22 protein-coding genes are annotated in these 23,536 nt (G+C 66.7%); 12 read left to right on the top strand and 10 right to left on the bottom strand.

Annotated features, from left to right (window positions below; all coding sequences use genetic code 11):
* The first annotated feature begins 74 nt into the window (after nt 1–74).
* Nucleotides 75–1,544, top strand: coding sequence for a leucyl aminopeptidase (locus V5734_RS13605; RefSeq protein ID WP_347310183.1), 1,470 nt, complete (start codon nt 75–77; stop codon nt 1,542–1,544).
* Complete coding sequence (locus V5734_RS13600) at nt 1,544–2,008, top strand: DNA polymerase III subunit chi (protein WP_347310182.1); 465 nt, start codon at nt 1,544–1,546, stop codon at nt 2,006–2,008. Before V5734_RS13605 ends, V5734_RS13600 begins: the two co-directional genes overlap by 1 nt.
* Nucleotides 2,009–2,066: 58 nt before the next feature.
* On the opposite strand, the gene V5734_RS13595 is transcribed toward V5734_RS13600, so the two are convergent.
* From V5734_RS13595 to V5734_RS13585, 3 genes are read right to left on the bottom strand one after another with little or no spacing between them, the layout of a single operon-like run.
* Complete coding sequence (locus V5734_RS13595; RefSeq protein WP_347310181.1) at nt 2,067–2,642, bottom strand: retropepsin-like aspartic protease family protein; 576 nt, start codon at nt 2,640–2,642, stop codon at nt 2,067–2,069.
* 3 nt (nt 2,643–2,645) lie between these two features.
* Nucleotides 2,646–3,263, bottom strand: coding sequence for a MarC family protein (locus V5734_RS13590; protein ID WP_347313636.1), 618 nt, complete (start codon nt 3,261–3,263; stop codon nt 2,646–2,648).
* 4 nt (nt 3,264–3,267) lie between these two features.
* Nucleotides 3,268–5,112: an ABC-F family ATP-binding cassette domain-containing protein gene (locus V5734_RS13585; RefSeq protein ID WP_347310180.1), complete on the bottom strand. Its 1,845-nt coding sequence runs from the start codon at nt 5,110–5,112 to the stop codon at nt 3,268–3,270.
* Between the two features lie 195 nt (nt 5,113–5,307).
* Here V5734_RS13585 and ndk point away from each other — a divergent pair, with 195 nt between their 5' ends.
* Nucleotides 5,308–5,730, top strand: coding sequence for a nucleoside-diphosphate kinase (ndk, locus tag V5734_RS13580; protein WP_347310179.1), 423 nt, complete (start codon nt 5,308–5,310; stop codon nt 5,728–5,730).
* A gap of 97 nt (nt 5,731–5,827) precedes the next feature.
* Nucleotides 5,828–6,544: a tetratricopeptide repeat protein gene (locus V5734_RS13575; protein ID WP_347310178.1), complete on the top strand. Its 717-nt coding sequence runs from the start codon at nt 5,828–5,830 to the stop codon at nt 6,542–6,544.
* A gap of 15 nt (nt 6,545–6,559) precedes the next feature.
* Here the strand turns inward: V5734_RS13575 and V5734_RS13570 are convergent, their stop codons facing one another.
* The 4 genes from V5734_RS13570 to V5734_RS13555 form a co-directional block, all read right to left on the bottom strand.
* A complete protein-coding gene (locus V5734_RS13570; RefSeq protein ID WP_347310177.1) occupies nt 6,560–6,910 on the bottom strand; it encodes a TfoX/Sxy family protein in 351 nt (116 codons plus the stop codon).
* 142 nt (nt 6,911–7,052) lie between these two features.
* On the bottom strand, nt 7,053–7,220 hold the full coding sequence (locus V5734_RS13565; RefSeq protein ID WP_347310176.1) for a hypothetical protein: 168 nt from the start codon (nt 7,218–7,220) through the stop codon (nt 7,053–7,055).
* Between the two features lie 291 nt (nt 7,221–7,511).
* Complete coding sequence (locus V5734_RS13560; protein ID WP_347310175.1) at nt 7,512–8,072, bottom strand: DUF4202 domain-containing protein; 561 nt, start codon at nt 8,070–8,072, stop codon at nt 7,512–7,514.
* 50 nt (nt 8,073–8,122) lie between these two features.
* Nucleotides 8,123–9,511 (bottom strand): phosphomannomutase, encoded by a 1,389-nt coding sequence (locus V5734_RS13555; RefSeq protein ID WP_347310174.1) that lies wholly within the window; start codon nt 9,509–9,511, stop codon nt 8,123–8,125.
* Nucleotides 9,512–9,869: 358 nt separating this feature from the next.
* Here V5734_RS13555 and V5734_RS13550 point away from each other — a divergent pair, with 358 nt between their 5' ends.
* On the top strand, nt 9,870–11,123 hold the full coding sequence (locus V5734_RS13550; RefSeq protein WP_347310173.1) for an arylsulfotransferase family protein: 1,254 nt from the start codon (nt 9,870–9,872) through the stop codon (nt 11,121–11,123).
* Between the two features lie 16 nt (nt 11,124–11,139).
* Nucleotides 11,140–12,543: a mannose-1-phosphate guanylyltransferase/mannose-6-phosphate isomerase gene (locus V5734_RS13545; protein ID WP_347310172.1), complete on the top strand. Its 1,404-nt coding sequence runs from the start codon at nt 11,140–11,142 to the stop codon at nt 12,541–12,543.
* 203 nt (nt 12,544–12,746) lie between these two features.
* Here V5734_RS13545 and V5734_RS13540 read toward each other — a convergent pair whose 3' ends face one another.
* The gene (locus tag V5734_RS13540; protein WP_347310171.1) at nt 12,747–13,919 is read right to left on the bottom strand and encodes a glycosyltransferase family 4 protein; all 1,173 of its coding nucleotides are present in this window, start codon (nt 13,917–13,919) and stop codon (nt 12,747–12,749) included.
* Nucleotides 13,920–14,168: 249 nt separating this feature from the next.
* On the opposite strand from V5734_RS13540, the gene V5734_RS13535 reads away from it, so the two are divergent.
* The gene (locus tag V5734_RS13535; protein ID WP_347310170.1) at nt 14,169–15,311 is read left to right on the top strand and encodes a glycosyltransferase family 4 protein; all 1,143 of its coding nucleotides are present in this window, start codon (nt 14,169–14,171) and stop codon (nt 15,309–15,311) included.
* Between the two features lie 58 nt (nt 15,312–15,369).
* Here V5734_RS13535 and V5734_RS13530 read toward each other — a convergent pair whose 3' ends face one another.
* Nucleotides 15,370–16,437: an NAD-dependent epimerase/dehydratase family protein gene (locus V5734_RS13530; protein ID WP_347310169.1), complete on the bottom strand. Its 1,068-nt coding sequence runs from the start codon at nt 16,435–16,437 to the stop codon at nt 15,370–15,372.
* 165 nt (nt 16,438–16,602) lie between these two features.
* Between V5734_RS13530 and V5734_RS13525 the strand changes: the two genes are divergently transcribed.
* From V5734_RS13525 to V5734_RS13510, 4 genes are all read left to right on the top strand, one after another.
* Complete coding sequence (locus tag V5734_RS13525) at nt 16,603–17,655, top strand: Gfo/Idh/MocA family protein (RefSeq protein WP_347310168.1); 1,053 nt, start codon at nt 16,603–16,605, stop codon at nt 17,653–17,655.
* Nucleotides 17,652–18,572 carry a hypothetical protein gene (locus tag V5734_RS13520; RefSeq protein ID WP_347310167.1) on the top strand — a complete coding sequence of 307 codons (921 nt, stop codon included), beginning with the start codon at nt 17,652–17,654 and terminating at the stop codon, nt 18,570–18,572. The genes V5734_RS13525 and V5734_RS13520 overlap by 4 nt, the downstream gene beginning before the upstream one ends.
* The gene (locus V5734_RS13515; protein ID WP_347310166.1) at nt 18,569–20,170 is read left to right on the top strand and encodes a GMC family oxidoreductase; all 1,602 of its coding nucleotides are present in this window, start codon (nt 18,569–18,571) and stop codon (nt 20,168–20,170) included. The genes V5734_RS13520 and V5734_RS13515 overlap by 4 nt, the downstream gene beginning before the upstream one ends.
* 197 nt (nt 20,171–20,367) lie before the next feature.
* Nucleotides 20,368–20,724, top strand: coding sequence for a hypothetical protein (locus tag V5734_RS13510; protein WP_347310165.1), 357 nt, complete (start codon nt 20,368–20,370; stop codon nt 20,722–20,724).
* A 12-nt stretch (nt 20,725–20,736) separates the two neighbouring features.
* On the opposite strand, the gene V5734_RS13505 is transcribed toward V5734_RS13510, so the two are convergent.
* Nucleotides 20,737–21,387 carry a transglutaminase-like cysteine peptidase gene (locus V5734_RS13505; RefSeq protein ID WP_347310164.1) on the bottom strand — a complete coding sequence of 217 codons (651 nt, stop codon included), beginning with the start codon at nt 21,385–21,387 and terminating at the stop codon, nt 20,737–20,739.
* A gap of 345 nt (nt 21,388–21,732) precedes the next feature.
* Between V5734_RS13505 and V5734_RS13500 the strand changes: the two genes are divergently transcribed.
* Entirely contained in the window at nt 21,733–23,472 is a 1,740-nt protein-coding gene (locus V5734_RS13500) for an ABC transporter substrate-binding protein (RefSeq protein ID WP_347310163.1), read from the top strand.
* The last annotated feature ends 64 nt before the right edge of the window (nt 23,473–23,536 follow it).

The following is a 23,536-nucleotide window of genomic DNA, read 5'->3' as shown; positions in this document are numbered from 1 at the left end:
GGCGGGAAAACTCATATCTGGCCAAGGGCCGGGGCGGGCGCTAGGGTCCGGCAAAACCATGCCGGAGACAAGACATGACAACGCCCGTGACGGTTCAATTCGAAAAGACCGGGTTCGAGGCCCTGACCGACGCCGAGGGGCGGGTCGCCCTGATCGTCGGGCCCGACGGCAAGCTCGGCGCCGTGGCAAAACGGCTTGACCGGGCGACGCGCGGCGCGATCGGACGGGCCCTGCAAGGCAAGGCCTGGGACAAGCTGAAAGCGGGCGACGCGCTCGATCTTTCGTATCCCGCCGGGTTGAAGGCGGAGGCGGTGCAACTCGTGAAGCTGGCCCGCCGCGCCGATACCGCCGAGGCGCGCAAGGCCGGCGCCTCGGTCGGGAAGGCGCTGGGCGAAGCGGGCGTCGTGGTCCTTGCCGCGGCCCATCCCCGCGCTGCCGAGATCGCCTTCGGCCTGACGCTCAGGGCCTATGACTTCGCGCTCTACCACACCGCCGAGAAACCCGCGAAAGGCGCGGTGACGATGCTCGTCGACGATCCCGACGCCACCTCGGCGAAGGCCGCGCCCCTGATGGCCCTGGCCGACGGCGTCTGTTTCACCCGCGATCTCGTGAACGAACCGGCGAACGTCCTGACCACCACCGACTTCGCCGAGCGCCTGGCTGCGATGCGAGAGATCGGGCTTGAGGTCGAGGTGCTGGACGAACCGGCGCTCGAAAAGCTCGGCATGCGCGCGCTTCTGGGCGTCGGGCAGGGCTCCGAAAGCCCGTCGAAAGTCGTCGTCATGCAGTGGAACGGCGGCAGGAAGGGCGACGCGCCCTTCGCGCTGGTGGGCAAGGGCGTGGTCTTCGATACCGGCGGCATCTCGATCAAGCCGGCGGCCGGGATGGAAGAGATGACGATGGACATGGGCGGCGCCGGCGTCGTCTCCGGCGTCATGCGGACGCTCGCGCTGCGAAAGGCCAAGGCCAATGTCGTGGGCCTTGTCGGCCTGGTCGAGAACATGCCGGACGGGCGGGCGCAGCGGCCGGGAGACATCGTCCGCTCGATGAAGGGCGACACGATCGAGGTCATCAACACCGATGCCGAGGGGCGGCTGGTGCTGGCGGACGTGCTCTGGTACGCGCAGGAGCGGTTCAAACCGACCGGCATGATCAACCTCGCGACGCTGACCGGCGCGATCATCGTCGGGCTCGGCCACGAGAATGCCGGGGTGTTTTCGAACGACGACGCCCTCTGCAACGCCTTCCTCAAGGCGGCGGCGGCCGAGGACGAGGGCGCCTGGCGGATGCCGATGGGGCCGGCCTATGATGCGCTATTGAAATCGCGCCTCGCCGACATGAAGAATTCCTGCGGCCGGCCGGCGGGCTCGATCACGGCGGCGCAGTTCCTCAGGCGCTTCGTCAAGGACGATGTGCCGTGGTGCCATCTCGACATTGCCGGGGTGGCGCTGCCGCCGAAGGAAACCACACTCGCGCCGAAAGGGGCGACGGGCTGGGGGGTCATGGCGCTCGACCGGCTGGTGCGGGACATGCTGGAAGGCTGATGGGGGCCGCGCTTTTCTACCATCTGACGCGCTCGCCGCTGGAGGCGACGCTGCCGCTTCTCCTGACGAAGGCGTTGCAGGCGGGCTGGCATGTCGTGGTGCGCGGGACTGCGGCCCAGCGGATGGACTGGCTCGACCAGGTGCTCTGGCAGGGCGGCGACGAAAGCTTCCTGCCGCACGGGCTCGCGGGTGGAAAGTATGACGCCGACCAGCCGATCCTGCTCACGACGGGACGGGAGGCGCCGAACGGCGCCGTCTGCCTGATGTCCATGGACGGCGCCGAGGTTCTGGCGGAGGACTGCGCCGGGCTCGAACGGGTCTGCATCCTTTTCGACGGCAACGACCCGGCGGCGACCGACCGGGCGCGGGGGCAGTGGAAGGCGCTGACCGGCGCCGGGGTCGCGGCGCAATACTGGTCCGAGGAAAGCGGCCGCTGGGCGAAGAAGGCCGAAAGCGGCGGGTGAGGGGCAGAACGGGCGCGGCCCTCTGCGCCTCGGGGCCGGGATCCGCCGGGCCCTGCCGCTACCGCCGGATGATCAGCCGGTCACGCGCGAACGTCACCTCGTGCCGGCCAAGCCAGCTCATCCCCAGAAGCGAGGTGTCGAGTTGGCCGCCATTGACCACGGCCGGCACGTTCGTGTCCGTCACCTCGCCGAGGGCGAGCGTGCCGAGCCGGACGGGGGCCGTCTCGACCCTTCCGTTCGCCGTCATCGCGGTGCCGAAGTAGTTGAGCGTCCCGGGCTTCAGCCCCACCCGTTCCGCGTCGCGCTGGGTCAGCACGATGTCGGAGGCGCCGGTATCGACGACGAAAAGCACCTTCGTCCCGTTCACTTCCGCCGTGAGATAGAAATGCCCATCCTGGGCCACCGGCACTTCCAGCGTATCGCCGTGCACCACAACCTCGGTCGGCAGGGCGCCACGGCGGATATCGCCCCACAGTCCCGAAACCGCGATGGCGCCAAGGAAGATCAGCCCCCAGATCGCCGCCTGCTGCGCGGTCTTGCCGAGGTTCTTGCGGTTCTCCATCAGGAAATATCCGCCGACCACGGCAAGAAGCAGGACGAAATAGGCAAGGCGCGGAAGGTCGTTGAAATCCATGGCTCAGAGGAGCCCGGTGCCCTTGACGCCGTCAAGCACGAACTGCACCGAAAGCGCGGCCAGAAGCATGCCGAGAAGCCGGGTGATCACCACGATTCCGGTCCGCCCGAGCGCACGCTCGATGATGCCCGAGGCAAGGAAGAAGACGAAGGCGCAGGCGACGACCGCGATCATCACGCCGTGGATGGCGAGCGTATGGGCGAGGCCGGTCGACGGCGAGTTGTTGACGAGAAGGATCATCGTCGTGAAGGCGCCCGGCCCCGCGATCAGCGGGGTGGCGAGCGGAAAGACGGAAGGATCGTGATGGGGATCGGCGTGCTGTCCCTCGCGGCGCTGGGTGCGGCGCTCGAAAAGCATGTCGAGCGCGGTCACGAACAGCAGGATCCCGCCCGAGATGCGAAAGGCCGGCATGGAGATTCCGATCACGCTCAGGATCTTGTCGCCGAGAAGCCCGAAGAGCGTCATCAGCACGATCGCGATGCCGCAGGCGCGCAGCGCCACGACCCGGCGATGGGCGCTGTCCATGCCTTGCGTCAGCGCCACGAAAAGCGGGGCAAGCGCCACGGGGTCGATGATCACGAAGAGCGTGACGAAGGCCGTGATGTAGAATGCCGGGTCCAGGGCCTCAGGCCTCCGCCGCTTCGAGCTTCTCCGCCGCCGTGAGCCACAATCCCTCTGCCCGGTCGAGCGCCTCCATCACCTCGGCGTATTTCTTTTGCCAGATGACGGCTTCGGCGGGGCGTTCGTAGAGTTCCGGGTTGGCAAGCTTCACCGCCAACTTGTCCCGCATTTCGTTGAGTTTGGCCAGCCTTTCCTCGGCGCGGCGCACCTCCGCCTTCAGCGCGAGCACCGCGTCGCGGGACGGTCTGGGCGCCTTCTCCTTCGGCTTCTCGACCGGCTTTTCGGCGTCGTCGCCGGCCAGCAGGTCCTTGCGGTAGGTCTCCAGATCATGCGGATAGGGTGCGACGGCCCCGCCTTTCACCAGCCAGAGCCGGTCGGCGACGAGGCCGAGAAGGTGCATGTCGTGGCTGACGAGGATCACCGCTCCGGAATACTCGGTCAGCGCCTCGACCAGCGCCTCGCGGCTCTCGATGTCGAGGTGGTTGGTCGGTTCGTCGAGAATCAGGAGATGCGGCGCGTCGATCGTGGCCAGCAGGAGCGACAGCCGTGCCTTCTGCCCGCCGGAAAGCCGCCCGACCACGGTATCGGCCTGATCGGCGCCGAGGCCGAACCCCGCGAGCCGCGCCCTGAGCTTCGGCTGCCCCTCGGCCGGACGCAGCCGAAGGATATGCTGCAGCGGCGTCTCGTCCAGATGCAGCTCGTCGACCTGGTGCTGGGCGAAATAGCCGATGCGCAGCTTCGAGGAGCGGACGATCTTGCCCTCGCAGGGATGCAACTTGCCGGCAAGAAGCTTCGAGAGCGTCGATTTCCCCTCGCCGTTGCGCCCGAGAAGCGCGATGCGGTCGTCCTGGTCGATCCTGAGGTCGAGCCGGCGCAGCACCGGCGGACCGTCATAGCCGACCGCAGTGCCTTCCATCGTGATGATCGGTGGCGACAGCTGTTCGGGCTCGGGGAAGGTGAAGACGACCTTCTTCGCCTCTTCCGGCGCCAGGATCGGCGTCATCTTCTCCAGCATCTTCACCCGGCTCTGCGCCTGGACCGCCTTCGATGCCTTGGCCTTGAAGCGGTCGACGAAACTTTGCAGATGGGCGCGCCGCGCCTCCTGCTTCTTGGCCTCGGCCGCCTGGGCCGCGCGGAGCGCCGCGCGCTGGCGGGCGAACTGGTCGTAAGGACCGGACCAGAGCGTCAGCCTGCAGTTCTCCAGATGCAGGATCGCCCCCACGGCGCGGTTCAGAAGCCCGCGGTCATGGCTGATGATGATCACCGTATGGGGATATTTCGCGAGGTAGCTTTCGAGCCAGAGCGCCCCTTCGAGGTCGAGGTAGTTCGTCGGCTCGTCGAGGAGGAGCAGGTCGGGTTGGGCAAAAAGCACCCCCGCCAGCGCCACGCGCATTCGCCAGCCGCCGGAAAAGTCCGAACAGGGCCGCGCCTGCGCCTCGGTGTCGAAGCCGAGCCCTTTCAGGATCGCCGAGGCCCGCGCCTCGGCAGACCAGGCGTCGATATCCGCCAGCCGGTGCTGGATCTCGGCGATCCGGTGGGGATCGGTCGCGGTTTCCGCCTCCGCCATCAGCGCCGCGCGCTCGGTATCGGCGGAAAGCACCGTGTCGAGAAGCGAGGTCGCCGAGGACGGCACTTCCTGCGCCACGCCGCCGATCCGCGCTCGCGAAGGCATCGCGATCTCGCCGCCCTCGAGCGACAGCTCGCCCCGGATCAGCCGGAAGAGCGTGGTCTTGCCGGTGCCGTTCTGGCCGACGAGGCCGACCTTGTGGCCGGTGGGAATCACGGCCGATGCGCCCTCGAAGAGGGGCCGGCCTTCGACCGAATAGGTGATGTCGGAAATCCTGAGCATGGCGGGCCGCATAGCAGAGGCGCGGGGGCGGGAAAAGCACTCCTGCCTTCATCTTGCCCGAAATACCTCCGCCGGAGGCATCCCGACCCGCTGCCCGCGCCACCTTTTCAATCCCGCGCCGCCATGCTAGCAGGCGCGCCGAACCGAACCCGAACCGAGACGCGGCCCGGCCGCACCAGATCAGAGGCACATCACATGGCGACCGAACGCACGCTTTCCATCATCAAACCCGACGCGACCCGCCGCAACCTGACCGGCAAGATCAATGCCAAGTTCGAGGAAGCGGGCCTGCGCATCGTCGCGCAAAAGCGCATCCACCTGAGCCTCGCCCAGGCCGGCAAGTTCTACGAGGTCCACAAGGACCGGCCGTTCTACGGCGAACTTTGCGAGTTCATGGCTTCGGAGCCGGTCGTGGTGCAGGTCCTCGAAGGCGAGAGCGCCATCGCGAAGAACCGTGAAGTGATGGGCGCCACCAACCCGGCCAACGCGGCCGAGGGCACGATCCGCAAGGAATTCGCCCTCTCGGTCGGCGAGAACTCGGTCCATGGCTCCGACGCCCCGGAAACTGCCGCCGTCGAAATCGCCTACTTCTTCTCCGGCCTTGAACTCGTCGGCTGAGCGGACAGCCGTCGCGAAATCGGATGGGGCCGCCCGAAGGGGCGGCCCCTTTTTCGTGCCTTAGTTCCGCCGATGTTGTCGCTCAGGAGGAAACGGAATGCTGCGACGGAGGAAACTGACACTGTCCCTGCGATTTCTGTCCCTTGCCGTCGCCGGCACGACGACCGCGCTGGCATCCTATGCGCTGACGCCCGCACCCGACCTTGCGACGTTCGTCGCGCCTTGCGCCGATCCGGCCCGGCCGGCGGCATCCCGCGCCGCGGCCTGTCGCGACCTTTCCTCGCGGCGCCTGCTCACCCGGATGCAACACTACCAGATCGCGCAATGGCAGGCGCTTGCGCATCTCGACCTTGGGGACTGGGACGCGGCGCTCGACGCGGCCGGACGGGCGATCGCCTTTGAACCGGACAGGGCGGGCGGCTACCGGATGATCGCGCGGATCAATCTGCGGCGCGAGGACCATGCCGCGGCTGCGAACGCCCTCCGGGAGGTCGTCGCGCGTGAGCCGGAGTCGTATCCCGACTGGGGAGTGCTGTTGTTTGCGCTGTCGAGGGCGAGGCAATTTCGGGAATACGAAGACGTCCTCCAATCCATGCCGGACTGGGATGAGGCAAATCCGCAAAAGCTCCTGATGCGCGGATTGAGCCGGCAGCTTTCCGGCGACTATGCCGGTGCGGCGTCGGACGCGCGCGAGGTGCTCGCGCGCGAACCCGGGAATGCCACAGCGTTGAAACTGCGCGACTGGGTGTGCGGGGTCTCAGCCGCCGAGTGCGTGGCGCTGCCGGCCTATCCTCCGGCCGCGGGCGGGAACTGATCCGGCGACCGCCGGTCAGCGCGGGGCTGGCGTGAGCAACCCGATCTCATCGAGGATCGCGTCCAGCCGGGCGCGGTCCTTTTCCTTTGTCGGAGTGGTGGCGGCCTGGGCCTTCAGCGCGTCGAAGGACTTGCGCAGGGCAGCCTTCTCGGCACCCTGGCAATCGTTCCAGGGGCGGCCCTGAAGGCCCATGACGAGAACGTAGTAGCCGATGAAATGCGGCCGGCTGCCGGATTGCAGAAGCCTCAGATAGGCCGCGTCCGCGCCGAGCGCGCGCAGTTCGTCGGCCGTATGGATGCCCGCGCGGGCGAAGGCCGCTTCGGAGGCGGGGCCGAGATTGGGAATGGTCGATACGGGGTCGGGCATCAGGGCTCCTCGCGGAGCCTCAGATTAAGGCATTTCGGATCTGCCTTTAATCGGAATTCGTACCCCGTTGGGCCGAATTCCGATACGTTTCGTCGGATGTGAACCTGATACGCCTGTCCGGCCCGGGCTCAGGCGAAAAGGCTCAGATCGAGGCCCAGTCGCTGAAATGCGTCGCCTGCATCTGCTCTCCGGCCGACCGGGCGACATCGGATTCCGTCTTGCGGCGTTCCGGCATGTCCTCGCTTTGCCCTTGCTGCTTGCGCGCGCGCGGTTGCGTTTCGCCAGCGCTCATCTGCTTTGGCATTTCCATCGTTCTCTTCCTTCCCGCACGGCCCCTTCTGGCCGCAATTACAAACCTGTCCTCAGGCCATACTCACACGTGACGGTGGCTTTGGCGCGGCGCAGATATGGCCGCGCTTCGGCTCCGTCAAGTGATTCTGCGCCCGACACTCCGATCCGCCAAGCCGCGGCGCGGCATTCCGCCGGATTGCGAGTCCGCGCGGCAACAGTCCGCCCGTCGAAACCGGGGAAAAGTTACGAATCCGAAACAGAATTGGGCGACAACCCGCCGGGTGGACAATTCAGGGTTGTTCCGCTGGACTCAGATGCGGAATGCGGCGGCAAAGGGGGCGGGCAGGTCGAACTCCTTCAGCGCCCGCGCCCGCGCCTCGGCGGACATCTTGCGCGCCGTCTTCGCGACGATGCGTTCCAGCCCGCCCGCGTCGCGACCCTCGGCGAAGGGCTGGAAATACCAGCGCAGGAAGGTGAAGCAGATCACGTCCTCAAGCGCCTGGACTTCGGGGTCGCGCTTGATGCCCTCCTTGCGGATCATCTGTCCGACCCGTTCGACCGCGTCGTTCCCATAGCCTTCGGCGGACATGATCTCGCCCACCCGGCCGGCATGGAAGGCGGCGAGGTCGCGCCGCCAGGCAAGGTAGCCTTCGCGCCCCTCGGGATAGGCGGAACGGGGGGAGGTCCAGCGTTCGATATGCTGGCCGCGCGCGGCGATCCTGAGGTCCTCGGACGCGTCGGGGAAAAGCCGCTCCAGTTCCGCCGTCATCCGCTCACCGTAAAGCCGCGCGGCGGGTGTGCCTTCGCTCCGGTCGGGATCGGCACCGTTGGCGGCGTCGATGGCGGCGAGGGTGCGGGCAAGGCGGGTCATGGCGGTCCTTTCGATGGTGGTGCGACGGTGCCTCGCGGGCCGGGCCGCCGTCAAGCCATCGCGGCGCGGATCGCGTCGAGGGTGCGGCGGACGAGGGCGTCGGCCTCCGCGGTCGTGCTGGCTTCGGCATAGCACCGGAGTTCGGGCGCGTTGCCCGAGGGCCTCAGGTGCACGATGTTGCCCGAGGCGAAGCTGATCCGGAGCCCGTCCGTCGTGTCGATCCCGCGTTCCGGGCCGAGACCGGCGAAGAACCGGGCGCGTTCGGTCGTATCCTCGGTGAGCCGGGTGACGAGGGCCTGAGAGGTTTCGGTTGGCACATTTTCCAGCCGGTCGCTCGCGGTCCGTCGGTCGGGAAGCGCAGCGACGAGCGCCGAGAGTGGCCGGCCCTGCCGGACCGCTTCGGCGAGCGGCATCAGGATCGGCAGCATCGCGTCGCGGGTCACAAGCGGCGCGAGACGACCCCCGGGACCGTCGGCCTCGAACCCCAGAAGGAATCCGCCATTGGCCTCGAACCCGACCGTCCGGGCGTCGGCGTCCAGCATGGCCGTCTCCATCGCCGCGATGACATGGGGGGAGCCGATGCGGGTGCGCAGGACAGCCGCGAAGCGGCCCGTCGCCTCGATCATCGTGTTGGAGGAGACCGGCGTCACCACCGTCCGCGCGCCGAGGGCGAGGGCCGTCAGCGTGCCGAGTATGTCGCCGGGGATCACAGCCCCGGTCTCGTCGGCGACGAGCGGCCGGTCGGCATCGCCATCCGTCGAGATCACGGCGTCGAGCCGGTGCGCCGCCGCCCAGCCCGCGAGACGGGCGCGAGTGCCGGTATCGACGGCTTCGGTATCGACGGGGATGAAGCTTTCCGAGCGGCCAAGCGGGATCACCGCGGCGCCGAGATCGGCGGTGAGATCGCGCGTCAGGTCGCGGGCGACGGAGGAATGCTCATAGACCCCGACCCTGAGACCTTTGAGGGCCGACGTCCCGAAGGCGTCGCGGTAGCGGATTGCGTAGGCGGGCAGGGCGGAATTGTGCAGCTCCGCCGCGGCGGGAGGGGCGCCAGCATCGCCGGAATAGGCGGCGAGGATCGCGGCCTCGTCGGCCTTGGTGATCTCGCCGGTCGGGGAATAGAATTTCAGCCCGTTGCGGTCGGCGGGGATGTGGCTGCCGGTGACCATGATCGACGGCGCCCCGGCCGCCATCGCGGCGAGCGCGAGGGCGGGCGTCGGCAGTTCGCCGCAGTCGCGGACATCGAGCCCGGCCTCGCGCGCCGCCGCCGCCACGGCGCCCGCGATCCGCGCCGAGGAGGGGCGAAGGTCGCGCCCGATCATCAGAAGGCCCCGATGCGGCACGGAAGCGAGGAAGGCGCGCGTATAGCCCGCGCAAAGACCGTCCGTCAGCTCGCTCACCAGCCCGCGCAACCCGCTCGTCCCGAATTTCGGTGCCATATCCGCCCGCTTTTTCAATCCGTTAGCGCGGGCGATTGTGACAGATCGGCCGCGGATGTCGAGCCGTCTGCATAGTCGCAGATTGATCGGAAGGGGAGGTTGCGCATAGCCTCTGCCGAGGAGGGTCGGCACTGGGACGGATTTGGGTGGCGGCCGTGGATTTGAGGCGATGGATTCTCTCACGCGCCGGGTCCGCGTTGGCGGCGAAACGGAGTGAAATGCCCGCGAGGCGAAAAATTGTTTCCGGCTTCCGGCCAATTGCCCGCGCATTGTGGAGCGGGGTCGCTAAGCCGCATCGCTCCGTCTATTGTCCTTCCATAGCCCCGGCGCGCCGCGCCGCTTCTTTCGTGGATTTCGCATGAGCGCCAAGACCCTTTCGATCCTCGCCGCCGTATTCCTCGCCTTCGTCGGGACGTTCCTTGCCGGGATGTGGACGACCTACAAGGAATGGTGGCCCTGGCAGAAGGTCTCCGAGGCGCAGACCGCCTGGCGGTCCTTCCGCGCGACCGGGCTCTTTTTGCAGGCCGACACCTTCGCGCGGCGCAAACCTGACGTCCCGGATGAGCGCTACGTCGTGCACGATGCGGCGGCAGCGGCACCCGGCTACATGGTGATCAACCGCTTCGACGGCCCGACCAAGACCTACCACCTCGACCTCCTGGACGATGACGGCAATGTCGTGAACACCCGGCCGATCGACTATTCGCGGATCAAGGACGGCGGCAGCCCCGGCGAGTTCGCGCATATCGCCACGATGCTGCCCGACGGCTCGGTTCTCGTCGTCTGGGACGACGCGCCGGGGATGGCGCGGCTCGATGCCTGCGGCGATCCGGTCTGGGCCAAGACCGATCAGATCTACCACCATTCGATCGAGCGCGGGGTCGACGGCTACTGGACCTGGCAGTCGGCGATCTGGAATGGCGGCGAGGACCAGCGGATGATCCGCTTCGATCCCGAAACCGGCGAGATCCTCGAATCCATCGACCTCATCGACGACGTGATCGCCAAGTCCCCGGCGAACCGTTTGGCGATGGTGGTGCCCGAGGGTTACAAGTTCGACCGCACGACGCATTACGGCGACCGGGCCGACATCTTCCATCCCAACGACCTGGAGGAGCTGATGCCCGAAATGGCCGCGGCGTTTCCGCAGTTCGAGGCCGGCGACCTTCTGGTGTCGATGCGCAATATCGACCAGCTGGCCGTGATCGGCCGCAAGACGGGTGAGATCAAGTGGGCCCAGTATGGCCCCTGGCAGCACCAGCACGACGCCGATTTTCAGCCCAACGGCACGATCACGGTGTTTTCCAACAATACCGACCGCTTCCGCTCCTCCATCATCGAGGTCGATCCGAAGACCGGGCAGGCGCACGATCTTTTCGACGGCACCGGCCTCAGCTTCGACAGCTTCATCATGGGCAAGCACCAGCACCTGAAAAACGGCAACTGGCAGATCACCTCGACCATTCAGGGGCGGGTTCTGGAGGTGACGCCGGAGGGGCGGATCGTGCGGGAATACAACAATATCCTCGACGACACCTACAATACGCTGGTGCTGTACTCGGAACATCTCGATCCGGGCTACCTGACCACGGTGCCGCAATGCGCGAAATGATCCGGGAGGGTGGGCGATGAGCGAAAAGATCCTGCCGGTCATTCTCTGCGGCGGAACCGGCACCCGGCTCTGGCCGGTGTCGCGCGAGGGGATGGCCAAGCAGCTTTTGCCGATCATCGGCGACGAGACGCTGTTGCAGATGACGCTCCGGCGGGCGACAGGGCCGGATTTCGCCGACCCGATGGTGATCGGCTCTCACCCCGTGCGGTTCACGATCCGCGATCAGGTCGAGGCGGTGGCCCCGAAGGCGCGCATCGTCATCGAACCGGCACGGCGCGACACGATGGCGGCGGTGCTTCTGGCGGCAACCATCGCGGCCGCCGACGATCCCGACGCGATCCTCGCCGTGATGCCGTCCGATCACCTGATCCGCGAGACGGACGCGTTTCGCGGCGCCATCGGCGCGGCGGCGTCGGCCGTGGCGAAAACCGGGATCGCGGTCATCGGCGTGACGCCGACCGAACCCTCGACCGCCTATGGCTACATCAAGCCGGGTGCGGCGGCGGGCGGCGCGTTCAAGGTAACGCGCTTTGTCGAGAAGCCGGACGAGGACCGCGCCCACCGGCTGATCTTCGAGGGCTGCCTCTGGAATGCCGGCATATTCTGTTTCCGCGCCGGCTGGCTCATCGACGCGATGGCCGCGCTGGAGCCCGAGGCGGTGCGCACGGTCGGCGATGCCGTCGCCGCGATGAAACCCGATCTCGGCATGTGGGTGCCGGGCAAGGCGTTCGCGGGCGTCAAGGCGATCTCGTTCGACCATGCCTTCATGGAAAGGACATCCGAGGCGGTCGTCGTTCCCGCCGGGTTCCGCTGGTCGGATGTCGGCGACTGGAACGCGGTCTGGGCGGCGTCGGAGCGCGACGCGGACGAGAATGCGGTCCGCGGCGATGCGCTGGCACTGGACGCGCGCGGCAACCTCATCCATTCCGAGCACCGGCTGGTCTGTGCCCTCGGGGTCGAGAACCTCGCCATCGTCGAGACCACGGACGCGATCATGGTCGCCCCGCGCGACAAGGCGCAGGAGGTGAAGGCGCTGGTCGGCGCGCTGAAGGGCCAGGGTCGGCCGGAGGCAGTCGAGCATATCCGAAACCACCGGCCCTGGGGTTGGTACCAGACGATGGACCTTGGCGAACGGTTTCGGGTGAAGCGGATCGTCGTGAAGCCCGGCGCGCGGCTGTCGCTGCAAAAGCATCATCACCGGGCCGAGCATTGGGTCGTGGTGCGCGGCACCGCCGAGGTGACGTTGGGCGACAAGGTCTCGGTCCTGCACGAGAACGAGAGCGTCTACATCCCGATCGGCGAGGTTCACCGGCTGGCCAATCCCGGCAGGATCCCGGTCGAGATCATCGAGGTGCAGACCGGCACCTATCTCGAAGAGGACGATATCGAGCGGATCGAGGACGAGTTCGGCCGGGCGTGAGGGGCGTCAGAGGTTTGGGCTGCGCTTCCTACCCGTGATGGTTCGGGCGACCAGCCCGGGCCGCGCCCGACCCTCCCCTCGGGAGGGCGCATTGCTGCGTCGGGCTTAGGAAAACCGGTGGAGGGTTGTGGCACCATTAAGTTCCATGCTCGGCCGTTGAGAAGCGCCCGCCCAGGGTCGGCGCGGCCCTCAGTGCTGCGCATTCAGGCGCGCCCTGAGGTCTTTCTGAACGATGCCTCGGTCAGCTCCGCGCCCTTCTCCCATGTGAAGAGGCGCGCGCGTTCGGATGCCGCCGCCGCCAGCCGATCGCGCAAGCCGGGCTCGGTCAGAAGTCGGATCGCGGCGCCGGCAAGATCCTCCGTCCGTTCGGGATCGAAGAGGAGCCCCCCGTCGCCGACCACCTCCGGCAGGCTGCTGCGGTCCGAGGCGAGGACCGGCGTGCCGCACTGCATCGCCTCGACCGCCGGCAGGCCGAAGCCTTCCCAGAGCGAGGGAAAGACCAAGGCTTCGGAGACGTTGAGAAGCTCCGCCATGTCGGCGTCGGAAATCTCTCCGGCAAAGCCGATCCGGTCCGAGGCACGGGCATCCTTCGAGGCCCCCGCCTTCAATTCGTCGACATTGTCCCAGAACCGGTCCCCGGTGGTGCGGCCGACGATGACCAGCCGGGCGCCCGGGCAGGCGGCGAGAATCGCCGGCATCGCCTCGATCAGCCTCAGCACGTTCTTGTGACGGTTGAAGCCGCCGATATATATCAGCACCTTGTCGCCCTCCGCGATGCCGTGGCGGGCGCGGGTGGCTGCAAGCCGCGCAGGATCGGTGACCGGGCGGAAGGTCGCGTCCGCCCCTTCGGTCGTCACGTCGATCCGGTCGCGCGGCACGCGAAGCATGGATGAGATATCGGCGGCCGATGCCTCCGATACCGTCAGGATTCGCGTCGCCTGTGCGCGGGCAAGCCAGGATTTCGCCTGCCAGAACCGAAAGTTGCGCCGTGTCGGGAAGATGAGGTCGGGGAAGCGTTCGGGGATCGTGTCGTGAATGCAGACGAGTTTCGGCACCCGCGAGAAGATCGGGAAGAAGGAATAGCTGGCCGGAAAGAAGAAGAGATCCGCGCCGAGCCGGGACGCCGCCCGCGACAGCGTCAGCATGTCGGCCCCGGCCCGCGCGCCCGTGCCGGAGGATGCCTCCGCCATCGACTTCTGCGCCCCGGCGATCACGGTGGCGACGCCTGCGGGCACCGGGCGTTCCGGCGGACGGCCGAAGAGGAGCGTGTAGCGAAAGCCGCTGTCGCGGGCCGCGAGCGCCTCGACGAGGCTGCGAGTGAAGCGCCCGAAGCCGCGTTCGTTGTCCCAGGCGCTGGCGTCTATCCCGACATGCATCGCGCGGCGCGTCCCTGCCTTGTTGCGTTGCCTTTACCTATGCCGATTTGGGGCGGATGCCCAATCGCTTCGACCGGCGCGCGCATATGGTCCGGCGCGAGCGTGGGCAAAGGTGGCAAATCCGCCACTTCGTTTCCCCGCCGGAGCCGATCGGCGACGGAAATGTGGCGCGGGCCGATCTTGCAGGTGCGGCGCGCGCAGGGTTGCGCTATGGACGAGGGACGGGTTGAGAAAAGCGAATTTGGCACGATGGCGAAGGACACTTCCGCGGGCGGGCGGCTTCACATTCTGGAAATGCAGACGCAGTTCGGGGTCGGCGGCATCACCCGCCATGTCCTGGCCTTGCGCGACTGGATGCGGGGGCAGGGCCACCGGGTGACGCTCGGCGGCACGCCGGCGGCCTGGGCGGGGCCGGAGACGGAGACGGATTTCCTCGACCTGCCGACGAAATACGTGTCCGGCGAGGGCGGGTCGTTGCCCGCGCGTCTTTTCAATGTCGCGAAGTCGGCATGGGTGCTGCGCCGCTGGCTGAAGCGGAACCCGGTGGATGTGATCCACGCCCATGAATCGGCGCCGGCGCTGGTGGCGAACCTCGCGCGGCGCGGGCTCAATATCCCGCTTGCGGTGACGTATCACGGCTCGGAGCCGTCCCGCATCGCCTCCTTCGGCGGCATCGCCGCGAAGGCGGATCTGGTGATCACGCCATCGCACCGCTCGGCCGGGGATCTGGCCAAGATCGGCAGGGTGCCAGAGGCGAAGCTGAAAGTGCTGGGCCTCGGCGTGGCGCCGCCGCCCGAGGACAGCGCGGAGGAGGTGGCCGCACTTCGCCGCGACCTTCTGGGCGATGGTGAGCGGCTGATCATCACCGTCGCGCGGCTGGAACATCAGAAGGGGATCGACGTCCTGATCGAGGCGGTGGCCCGGATGATCCCGGACCATCCCGGCTTCCGGTTCGTCGTTGCTGGGGACGGCGTGGACGAGGCGAAGCTGACGGCGTTGGCGCGCGAGACGGGCGTGCAGGATCATCTGCGCTTCCTGGGACGGGTGAACCGGCCGCATCTTTACCTGCGTGCCTCGGATCTGTTCCTCCTGACCTCGCGCTGGGAAGCCTTGCCCTTCACCATCGTCGAGGCGTTCCAGGCCGGGATTCCGGCGGTGGCGACGGCCTGTTCCGGGGTCGTCGAACTGATCGACGATGAGGTTGGCGCGGTGGTGCCGATCGGCGATGTGGAGGCGATCGCCGGGGCGGTGACGGCAATCCTGACTGATGAAGGCTTGCGCGCGCGAATGGCGGCGGCGGCTCTGGCGAAGTCAAGGCTCGACCGCTTCGACCCCGACTGGGTGCACCGGCAGTTCGAGAAAACCTATGTCGCACTGGCCGGACGGCGGTAACCACGGGCCCGCGAACAGGAAGGGCTCCCGCCGCAGGCCGACACGTCGTCCGTTGCAATCAGGCCCGCATCGCCCGCAAATGATCCGCCGTCGCGGCCAGCCCGCGTTCCAGATCGAAGTCCGGCGCATAGCCGAGCCGTGACTGGGCATGGCTGATCCGGCAGATCCCCTTGCCGGAATATTCCTCCAGAAGGTGGTGGTTGGGGTAGAGTTCCCCGCCCTTCGAAAGCCGCTTCTTCAAGGCCCGGACCAGCGCCTCGAACCGCTTGTGGCCGATCAGCCGCCGCGCCACGGCGCTGACGCGGGCGGCGAGAGAGGGACTGTGATCGGCGCTTTCGTCGGGCTTTGGGCCGAGATTTCGCTCGATCTCGGCCAAGGGCGCCCGGCGGACAGCGCCGCGCCCGAGGATCGCGGCGTAGCCTTCGAGGAGCGCCGACCAGGCGAAAGGCGCTGGCCCCGAGATAACGAAGCGTTCGCGGCCAAGATCGGGCAGGGCGGCGGCCTTCAGGCAGGCCTGCACCACGTCCTCGACGAAAACGCCGTTGCAGAGCCCTTCCGGTTCCGGCAGCACCACGCCACCCGCCAGCAACGCCGATGCGAACCCGTCGGTCCAGAGCGACGATCCCGGACCGTAGACGATGGTCGGTTGCAGGATCGCGGTGGGCAGCGGTCCGGAGAGGAGCCGTTTCTCCATCGCGATCTTGGCCTGCCGGTAGGGGCTGCCGCCCGGGCGCTCCATGCTGCCTCCTTCGTCGCAATCATGATCGGGCCAGGCGTCGTAGACGACGATGGAACTGGTATGGACGATCCGGCCCACGCCCGCCTCGTGCGCGGCGGCAAGCAGCTGGTCGAATGCGGCGAGGTTCTCACCCGCCGAGGCGCGGACGTCGTAGGCGAGGTTGAAAAGCACTTCCTGCCCGGCCAGCGCGCGGGCGAGGACGGCAGGATCGCCCATCCCGCCGATCTCGGCGCGGATGCCGGAGGGCAGATCGGCGAGGCCGGAGCGGCTGCGGGTGAGCACCGTGACCTCGGCGCCCAACTTCAGCAGCGCCGAGACCAGCCGGCGGCCGATGAAGCCGGTCGCCCCGGTGACGACGACCTTCCTGCCCTTGAGCGCTGTTTCCATGTCCTTACCCCTTTTGCCGCCGCAGCGCAGAATAGCCACAGACAGGCGCCATTGGAACCTGTCCGGCCGGTGCAGGCTGGCCCGAATCCGGCCGCCATGCTAGCCGTTTTGCATTGATTTTCGGAATTCGAGCTTCGTCCACCCGGCGGACGGAAAGGACGGCAGATGCGGATCGGAGTGATCGGGGCGGCGGGCAAGATCGGCCAGATGCGGGTCGCGACGATTCTGGCGGAACCGAAGGCGGAACTTGCCGCCGTCATGGACATGACTATGGAAAAGGCACGCGAACACGCCCACGGCGCGCCGGCCTTCACCGATCTGGCAGAGTTCCTGTCGGTGCCGATGGACGGGGTCGTGATCTCCACCCCCGCCCATGTGCGCGAACCCCTGTGCCTTGCCGCCTTCGAGAAGGGCCTGCATGTCCTCTCGGAAAAGCCCCTGCATCACACGGTCGAGGGCAGCCGACGCATCCTCGCCGCCGCGAAGGCCGCGGGGCGCCATCTCGGCGCCGGGTTCAACATGCGCTACTACCCGGCCTTCGCCTATGTGAAGGACGTGATGGAGAGCGGCAGGATCGGCGAGATCGACCATATCCGCGTCTATGGCGGGCATGAGGGCCTGCCGAAATTTGCCTTCGACTGGGAGTACAAGTCGGAGATCTCGGGCGGCGGCGCGCTTTGGGACGTGGGCATCCACATGACCGACATGGCGCGGCACCTTCTGGGCGAGATCACTGAGGTTTACGGCGTCGCGACTGAAAAGGTGTGGAAAGTCAAAGGTTCGGAAGACAATGCCCTGGCGATCTTCAAGTCGCCCTCGGGCGTCCCGGCGATCTACCAGGCGACCTGGACCGACTGGAAGGGCTACAAGAGCGCCGTCGAGGTCTATGGCAGCCACGGCGTGGTGCGCGGCGCCTATGCGCCGATGGAGAACATGCTGATCACGATGGAAAAACCCGGCGGCACGACCACCACGGTGAAGAAGCGCTATCTCGATATCCAGATCCGCGAGAAACTGAAATCGTGGAAGACAACGGCTCTGGCCTCGTTCCAGGAGGAATTGGCGGAGTTCATCGCCCTGACAGAAGGCCGCGCGGGCCTGCGCATCGCCGACGGGCACGCGGCGCTAAGGGCGGTCGAGGTGGCGGCGGCGGTTGCCGAAAGTTCGCGCACCGGGCAGCCGGTGCAGCTGGAGAACCTCGGGGCGATGGTGCTGTGAGCGAGGGGCCGGAGCTGTCCATCGTCGTCACCATCATCGACGGCGGCGAACCCTTGCGCGATTTCCTGCGCGCGGTGACGTCGTTCGACCACCCGCCCTCCCACGAAATTATTCTGCCCTATGACGCGAGCCGCCCGGAGGTTCCGGCGATGGCGGCGGAGTTTCCGACGGTGACCTTCCTCGATATCGGCCGGATCGACCCCATTCACCCGATTACCACCGAGGCGGGGCTGCACGAGCTTTACGACCGCCGCAGGGCACGGGGGCTTGCCGCGTCAAGGGGCGGGATCATCGCCATTCTGGAGGATCGCGGCCATCCGCGCGCCGACTGGGCGCGCCAGATCGTGCGCCTGCATGCCGAAACCGGCTGCCACGTCGTTGGCGGCGGCATCGAATGCCGGGAACCCGCGAGCCTTCTGAACTTCGCCTTCTACCTCACCGATTTCGGCCGCTACGGGTTGCCGTTCGACAGCGGCCCGGCGGAGTGGGTGTCGGATGTCAACGTGAGCTATTCCCGGCAATCCCTTGAGGAAATGCGGCATCTCTGGAAGGAGCGGTATCACGAGCCGGTCCTGCACGACTACCTGATGAAGAAGGGCGAGAAGCTCTGGCTGTCGAACGAGATGATCATCTTCCACGGCCGGCCGCCCTGTACGCTTTCCTATCTTATCCCCGAACGCTTCCACTGGGGGCGGCTTTTCGGCCATATCCGCACGATGACGATGGGCGAGGGCGAGCGCTGGAAGCTGATCCTCATGAGCCCGCTGATCCCGCCGCTCCTCTGGGTCCGCCACGGGTTGACGCAAAGGCAAAAGGGAAGGGGTATCAGATATTTGAAGGCGCTTCCTTACACGATGATCCTGACCACGTCCTGGATTTTGGGCGAGGTCTGGGGCTATGTGACGAAGAAGCCATGAGCGAGCCCTGGGATCTCATCGTCATCGGATCGGGCGCCTCGGGCGGCTGGGTCGCCAAGGAAGCGGCGGAACGGGGCGCCCGTGTCCTGATGCTGGAGGCGGGGCGCAAGCTCGACCCGGCGAAGGACTTCCCCGAACCGGACCACGAGGGCGGCAGCCGTGTCTCGATCCTGACGCGGGTGATGGCGATCCTCAACGGCCAGCAGGTGCAGGCGCGCTGCATGTCCTTCACGCCGCAGACCGCGCACCTTTTCCTCAACGACCGGAAGAATCCCTATACGACCGGCACGGGTGCGCGGTTCAACTGGTACCGGTCCCGGCAGGTCGGCGGACGGCTGCACCTTTGGGGGCGGAACGCGCTTCGCATCTCCGATCTCGATTTCAAGGCGGCCGAGGCGGACGGATTCGGCGACAGTTGGCCGATCTCCCATGCCGACCTCGCGCCCTGGTATGCGCGGGTCGAGGAGTTCCTCGGCGTGACCGGAGAGGCGGCGGGCATTCCGAACCTGCCCGACGGCGTCTATTCCGGCCCTCATCCACTGACGAAGGCCGAACGTCGGCTTCTGGCCGAGATGGCCGAGAAATGGCCCGACCGGCCGGCGACGACCTGCCGGATCATTCACCACATGCCGAACCGGACGCCGCCCCCTTTGCGGGCCGCCGAGGCGACGGGCCGGTTCGAGTTGCGCTCTGGCGCGGTGGTCGAGCGGATCGAGACCGATCCCGACACCGGGCGCGCGACTGGCGTCACCTATATTGATGCGGACAGCCGCGAACGGGTCACGGTGGCGGCGCGCCATGTCGCGGTCGCGGCGTCGACCATCGAAAGCTGCCGGATTCTTCTCAACTCCCGGGGCGGGCGCCATCCGAACGGACTTGGCAATTCGAGCGGAAATCTCGGGCGCTACCTCTCTGACCACCTCATGGTCTTCCGCGCCGGCACCCTGCCCGAGATTGAGGGGATGGGCGCGGGCCACGACCCCTACGATTTCGGCCAGCAATCGGGAATCTACGTCCCCTCCTTCCGCAATGTCGGCGGTGACGACGGGCGCGGTTTTCTGCGCGGCTATTCGCTTCTGGGTTCCGTCGGGCGGCTGGAGCCGGGCTGGTTTTTCATGGCGATCGGCGAGGTGTTGCCGCGCGCCGAGAACCGGGTGGAGATCGACCCGTCGAAGCGCGACGCCTGGGGTATTCCGGCGGCGAAGGTCACGCTCAGGCATTCGGAGAATGAACGCGCGATGATCCGCGACATGAACCGGAGCCTGAAGGACGTGTCGGAAACCTTCGGGCTGCCCGACGACCTTCTGGGCCGCGAAAGCCTGATCTCGAAACTGGCCTACAAGCTCGCCGGGCCCCTGGTCTACACACCCGAAGGTGCGCTGATCCCGGGTTCCTCGATTCATGAGACCGGAGGTGCCTGCATGGGCGACGACCCCAAGCGGCATGTGAGCGATGCGAAGAACCGGCTGCACGACGCGCCGAATGTCTATGTCACGGATTCCGCGTCCTTTCCGACCAACCCGTTCCACAATCCCGGGCTGACGATCATGGCGCTTTCCGCCCGGGCCGGGGCAGAGATTGCCGAACGGACCGCGTAGCGGGAGGGTGAATTCCCGCTCCAATCCGCACCATGTTGCGGTCATTGTCTGCATTTTCGCAACATGTGCCACGTTCCGGGCGGGAATTCGCCGTTTTCCGGTCACATTTGCCGCCGGATATGCGATGTTTTTCCGGGTGCTACTTTTTGGTTCGGTTCGGGCGCGGAGGTGCCGGGGCCGTTGTGGGGGTTAAGGTCATGAACAGGTTCATCGCGTTGCCGCTTTGTGGCGGTGTTTCGGCTGCGCTTCTGGTCGGCGCCTTGGTTTTTCCAGGCGCGGCCAGCGCCCAGCCGGTCATGTCGGCTGCCTTGCAGGAGCAGGTCGAGTTTCTCTGCCAGCGGACGGAATTCACGCGGAGCGAGATCAACAGCCTTCAGCGCAGCCGCGAATTCGCGCTGATCCTGACCTATACGCTGGAGGCCTGCCCGAACGTCGCCGGTGTCCTCGCCGACGGGGCGACAGCCTCGATCGGCAGAATGCCGCGCAACAATGACAACGAACGGGCGCCGAGCGACCGGCCGTCGAAGGAGAAGGAGTCGCCGAAGGGGATCTGACGCGGCTCGGGCTCAGGAGCGAGCGAAGATTCCGCCTGCAAGGATCGCGTCCCAGAGGCGCGGGGCCTTGGGGTTCTGCATCCTGAGGAAACTGTAGCCGGTTTCCTGCCAGGGCAGGATCCGGTTGGTCAGGTTGTCGAGCACGTAGTCGCCCGTCGCGGTCCTGAGAACGAGGACCGCGTGCGGGTTGCGTCGCCTGTCGAGGACGGTCGCAATCAGCAAGGATGTCGGCGGAACGCCTGCCTCGATCAGTTGCTTCTTCTTGGCGAGCGCGAAATCCTCGCAATCGCCGCCGCGCGCCGTTGGAAGCGCCCAGACATCCTCGCGGCCGTATTGCCGGCGGTCGGAGACTTCGCGGACCTTTGCGTTGACCGCCGCGTTCACGGCTTTGGCGAGTGCCAAGACGTTCCCGGCCGCGATCCGGCTACCGGCCGGGTTGGCGCAAGCCCAGTCATAGCGGCGGCAAAGATCGCCGACCCCGTTCGGCGCGGCAATGGGTTTGACCGCGACCAGGTGTGAGGTCAACGGTTTCGGTGCCGCGGCCGCGCCGGTGGTGGACGCGAGGGCAACCAGCACGACGCCAACGACCCTGCGCAGAGGGTTGACCGCACGGCCATGCCGCCGCGTCGCGGCCGCGGTGGCCGTTTCAAAGCGTCCTTTCATGAGATCCGGGTCTCCGGGCCGTTGATGTCTGCGGCCAGTTCGCCATGCGGGGATGGCCATTCTTTGCCGAGAACCGGGCGAGATTGCGAAAACCCGCCCGTGGTCGGAGGGCTGTCCGCCGCGTCGGAGACAGGCGCCCACATCATGCACTTCGGCGCGGTTCAGGCGCGTGGAGACAGGAGGTCGCTCTAATTAAGATTTGAAATATAACTTTATTTCAATGTGTTGTGGCGTGTTTTTGTGTATCTATTTTCTACTAAAGTTTTAGTTTGACAAACGCGAACAGCTCGGCAGACTATCGCTTAGCCAGGGAAACTGGCTCTCATATCTCAGGGAGGAGACAGGATGCGGAAGTATCTTCTCTCCGCAGTGGCAGTGAGTGCTGTCATTGCGGGGGCCGGATCGGCTTTTGCCGACGCCGCGGCCGCACAGAAATGGATCGACAACGAATTCCAGCCTTCGGCGCTCTCGAAAGACGAGCAGATGTCGGAGATGGAATGGTTCATCAAGGCCGCAGAGCCCTTTGCGGGCATGGAAATCAACGTGCTGTCGGAAGGCATCCCGACGCATTCCTATGAATCCGAAGTGCTGACCAAGGCGTTCGAGGAGATCACCGGAATCAAGGTCAACCACCAGATCCTCGGCGAAGGCGAGGTCGTGCAGGCGGTCCAGACGCAGATGCAGACCCAGCGCAACCTCTATGACGGTTACGTGAACGACTCGGATCTCATCGGCACCCATTCGCGCCTTCAGCTCGCCTATCCGTTGTCGGACATGATGGCCGGGAGCTGGGCCGACGTCACGAACCCGGGCCTCGACCTGCCGGACTTCATGGGCACGAGCTTCACCACCGGTCCCGACGGCAAGCTCTACCAGCTTCCCGACCAGCAGTTCGCCAACCTCTACTGGTTCCGCAAGGACTGGTTCGACCGTGCCGATCTGCAGGAAGCGTTCAAGGCCAAGTATGGCTACGACCTCGGTGTGCCGGTGAACTGGTCGGCCTACGAGGATATCGCCGAGTTCTTTACCAACGATGTGAAGGAGGTCGACGGCGTCCAGATCTACGGCCACATGGATTATGGCAAGCGGGCACCGGACCTTGGCTGGCGGATGACCGATGCCTGGCTCTCGATGGCCGGGGCGGGGTCTCCGGGCGAACCCAACGGCGTGCCGATCGACGAATGGGGCATCCGGATGGAAGCCGGATCGTGCAACCCGGCCGGTGCCTCGGTGTCGCGCGGCGGCGAGGCGAACGGCCCGGCGGCGGTCTTCGCCATCGCCAAGTGGGACGAGTGGCTCAGGAAATACGCGCCTCCGGGGGCGGCCTCCTACGACTTCTACCAGTCGCTGCCGGCGCTGTCCCAGGGCAACGTCGCCCAGCAGATCTTCTGGTACACTGCTTTCACCGCCGACATGGTGAAGCCGAAGTCGGAAGGCAACAACACCGTGGACGGCGACGGCAATCCGCTGTGGCGGATGGCGCCAAGCCCGCACGGCCCCTACTGGAAGGAAGGCCAGAAGGTCGGCTACCAGGACGTGGGCTCGTGGACGTTCCTGAAGTCGACGCCGGAAGACCGTGCCAAGGCGGCTTGGCTTTACGCCCAGTTCGTCGTGTCGAAGACCGTCGACGTGAAGAAGTCCCATGTGGGTCTGACCTTCATCCGCGACTCCACGGTGCGGCATGAAAGCTTCACCGAACGCGCGCCGAAACTTGGCGGCCTCGTGGAGTTCTACCGCTCGCCCGACCGTGTGCGGTGGTCGCCCACCGGCATCAACGTGCCGGACTATCCGAAGCTCGCGCAGATCTGGTGGCAGCAGATCGGTGACGTGAACTCGGGTGCCTTCACTCCGCAAGAAGCCATGGACCGTCTTGCCGAAGAGATGGACATCACGATGGCCCGGATGCAGGCGGCCGACGAAAGCGCCAACGTCTACGGCGGCTGCGGCCCGCGCCTGAACCCCGAGGTCGATCCGTCCGAATGGCTCGGCAAGGAGAACGGCCCGCATGCCAAGCTCGAGAACGAGAAAGAGCAGGGCGTGACGATCAGCTACGACGAGCTGATCAAGCAGTGGGCCGAGAACTGAGGTCCTGACAAAAACGGCCCGTCCGGCGACGTCCGGGCGGGCAGGGCCGGGGCAGCACGCGCGC

This window comes from Defluviimonas sp. SAOS-178_SWC, from assembly GCF_039830135.1.
Lineage (GTDB): Bacteria > Pseudomonadota > Alphaproteobacteria > Rhodobacterales > Rhodobacteraceae > Albidovulum.
This window is presented reverse-complemented; position numbering and strand designations above follow the sequence as displayed.

Excerpts from the sequence above, each read along its gene's own strand:
- V5734_RS13605 (WP_347310183.1), top strand. The coding sequence starts at position 75 with ATGACAACGCCCGTGACGGTTCAATTCGAAAAGACCGGGTTCGAGGCC.
- V5734_RS13600 (WP_347310182.1), top strand. The coding sequence starts at position 1,544 with ATGGGGGCCGCGCTTTTCTACCATCTGACGCGCTCGCCGCTGGAGGCG.
- V5734_RS13595 (WP_347310181.1), bottom strand. The coding sequence starts at position 2,642 with ATGGATTTCAACGACCTTCCGCGCCTTGCCTATTTCGTCCTGCTTCTT.
- V5734_RS13585 (WP_347310180.1), bottom strand. The coding sequence starts at position 5,112 with ATGCTCAGGATTTCCGACATCACCTATTCGGTCGAAGGCCGGCCCCTC.
- ndk (WP_347310179.1), top strand. The coding sequence starts at position 5,308 with ATGGCGACCGAACGCACGCTTTCCATCATCAAACCCGACGCGACCCGC.
- V5734_RS13575 (WP_347310178.1), top strand. The coding sequence starts at position 5,828 with ATGCTGCGACGGAGGAAACTGACACTGTCCCTGCGATTTCTGTCCCTT.
- V5734_RS13570 (WP_347310177.1), bottom strand. The coding sequence starts at position 6,910 with ATGCCCGACCCCGTATCGACCATTCCCAATCTCGGCCCCGCCTCCGAA.
- V5734_RS13565 (WP_347310176.1), bottom strand. The coding sequence starts at position 7,220 with ATGGAAATGCCAAAGCAGATGAGCGCTGGCGAAACGCAACCGCGCGCG.
- V5734_RS13560 (WP_347310175.1), bottom strand. The coding sequence starts at position 8,072 with ATGACCCGCCTTGCCCGCACCCTCGCCGCCATCGACGCCGCCAACGGT.
- V5734_RS13555 (WP_347310174.1), bottom strand. The coding sequence starts at position 9,511 with ATGGCACCGAAATTCGGGACGAGCGGGTTGCGCGGGCTGGTGAGCGAG.
- V5734_RS13550 (WP_347310173.1), top strand. The coding sequence starts at position 9,870 with ATGAGCGCCAAGACCCTTTCGATCCTCGCCGCCGTATTCCTCGCCTTC.
- V5734_RS13545 (WP_347310172.1), top strand. The coding sequence starts at position 11,140 with ATGAGCGAAAAGATCCTGCCGGTCATTCTCTGCGGCGGAACCGGCACC.
- V5734_RS13540 (WP_347310171.1), bottom strand. The coding sequence starts at position 13,919 with ATGCATGTCGGGATAGACGCCAGCGCCTGGGACAACGAACGCGGCTTC.
- V5734_RS13535 (WP_347310170.1), top strand. The coding sequence starts at position 14,169 with ATGGCGAAGGACACTTCCGCGGGCGGGCGGCTTCACATTCTGGAAATG.
- V5734_RS13530 (WP_347310169.1), bottom strand. The coding sequence starts at position 16,437 with ATGGAAACAGCGCTCAAGGGCAGGAAGGTCGTCGTCACCGGGGCGACC.
- V5734_RS13525 (WP_347310168.1), top strand. The coding sequence starts at position 16,603 with ATGCGGATCGGAGTGATCGGGGCGGCGGGCAAGATCGGCCAGATGCGG.
- V5734_RS13515 (WP_347310166.1), top strand. The coding sequence starts at position 18,569 with ATGAGCGAGCCCTGGGATCTCATCGTCATCGGATCGGGCGCCTCGGGC.
- V5734_RS13510 (WP_347310165.1), top strand. The coding sequence starts at position 20,368 with ATGAACAGGTTCATCGCGTTGCCGCTTTGTGGCGGTGTTTCGGCTGCG.
- V5734_RS13505 (WP_347310164.1), bottom strand. The coding sequence starts at position 21,387 with ATGAAAGGACGCTTTGAAACGGCCACCGCGGCCGCGACGCGGCGGCAT.
- V5734_RS13500 (WP_347310163.1), top strand. The coding sequence starts at position 21,733 with ATGCGGAAGTATCTTCTCTCCGCAGTGGCAGTGAGTGCTGTCATTGCG.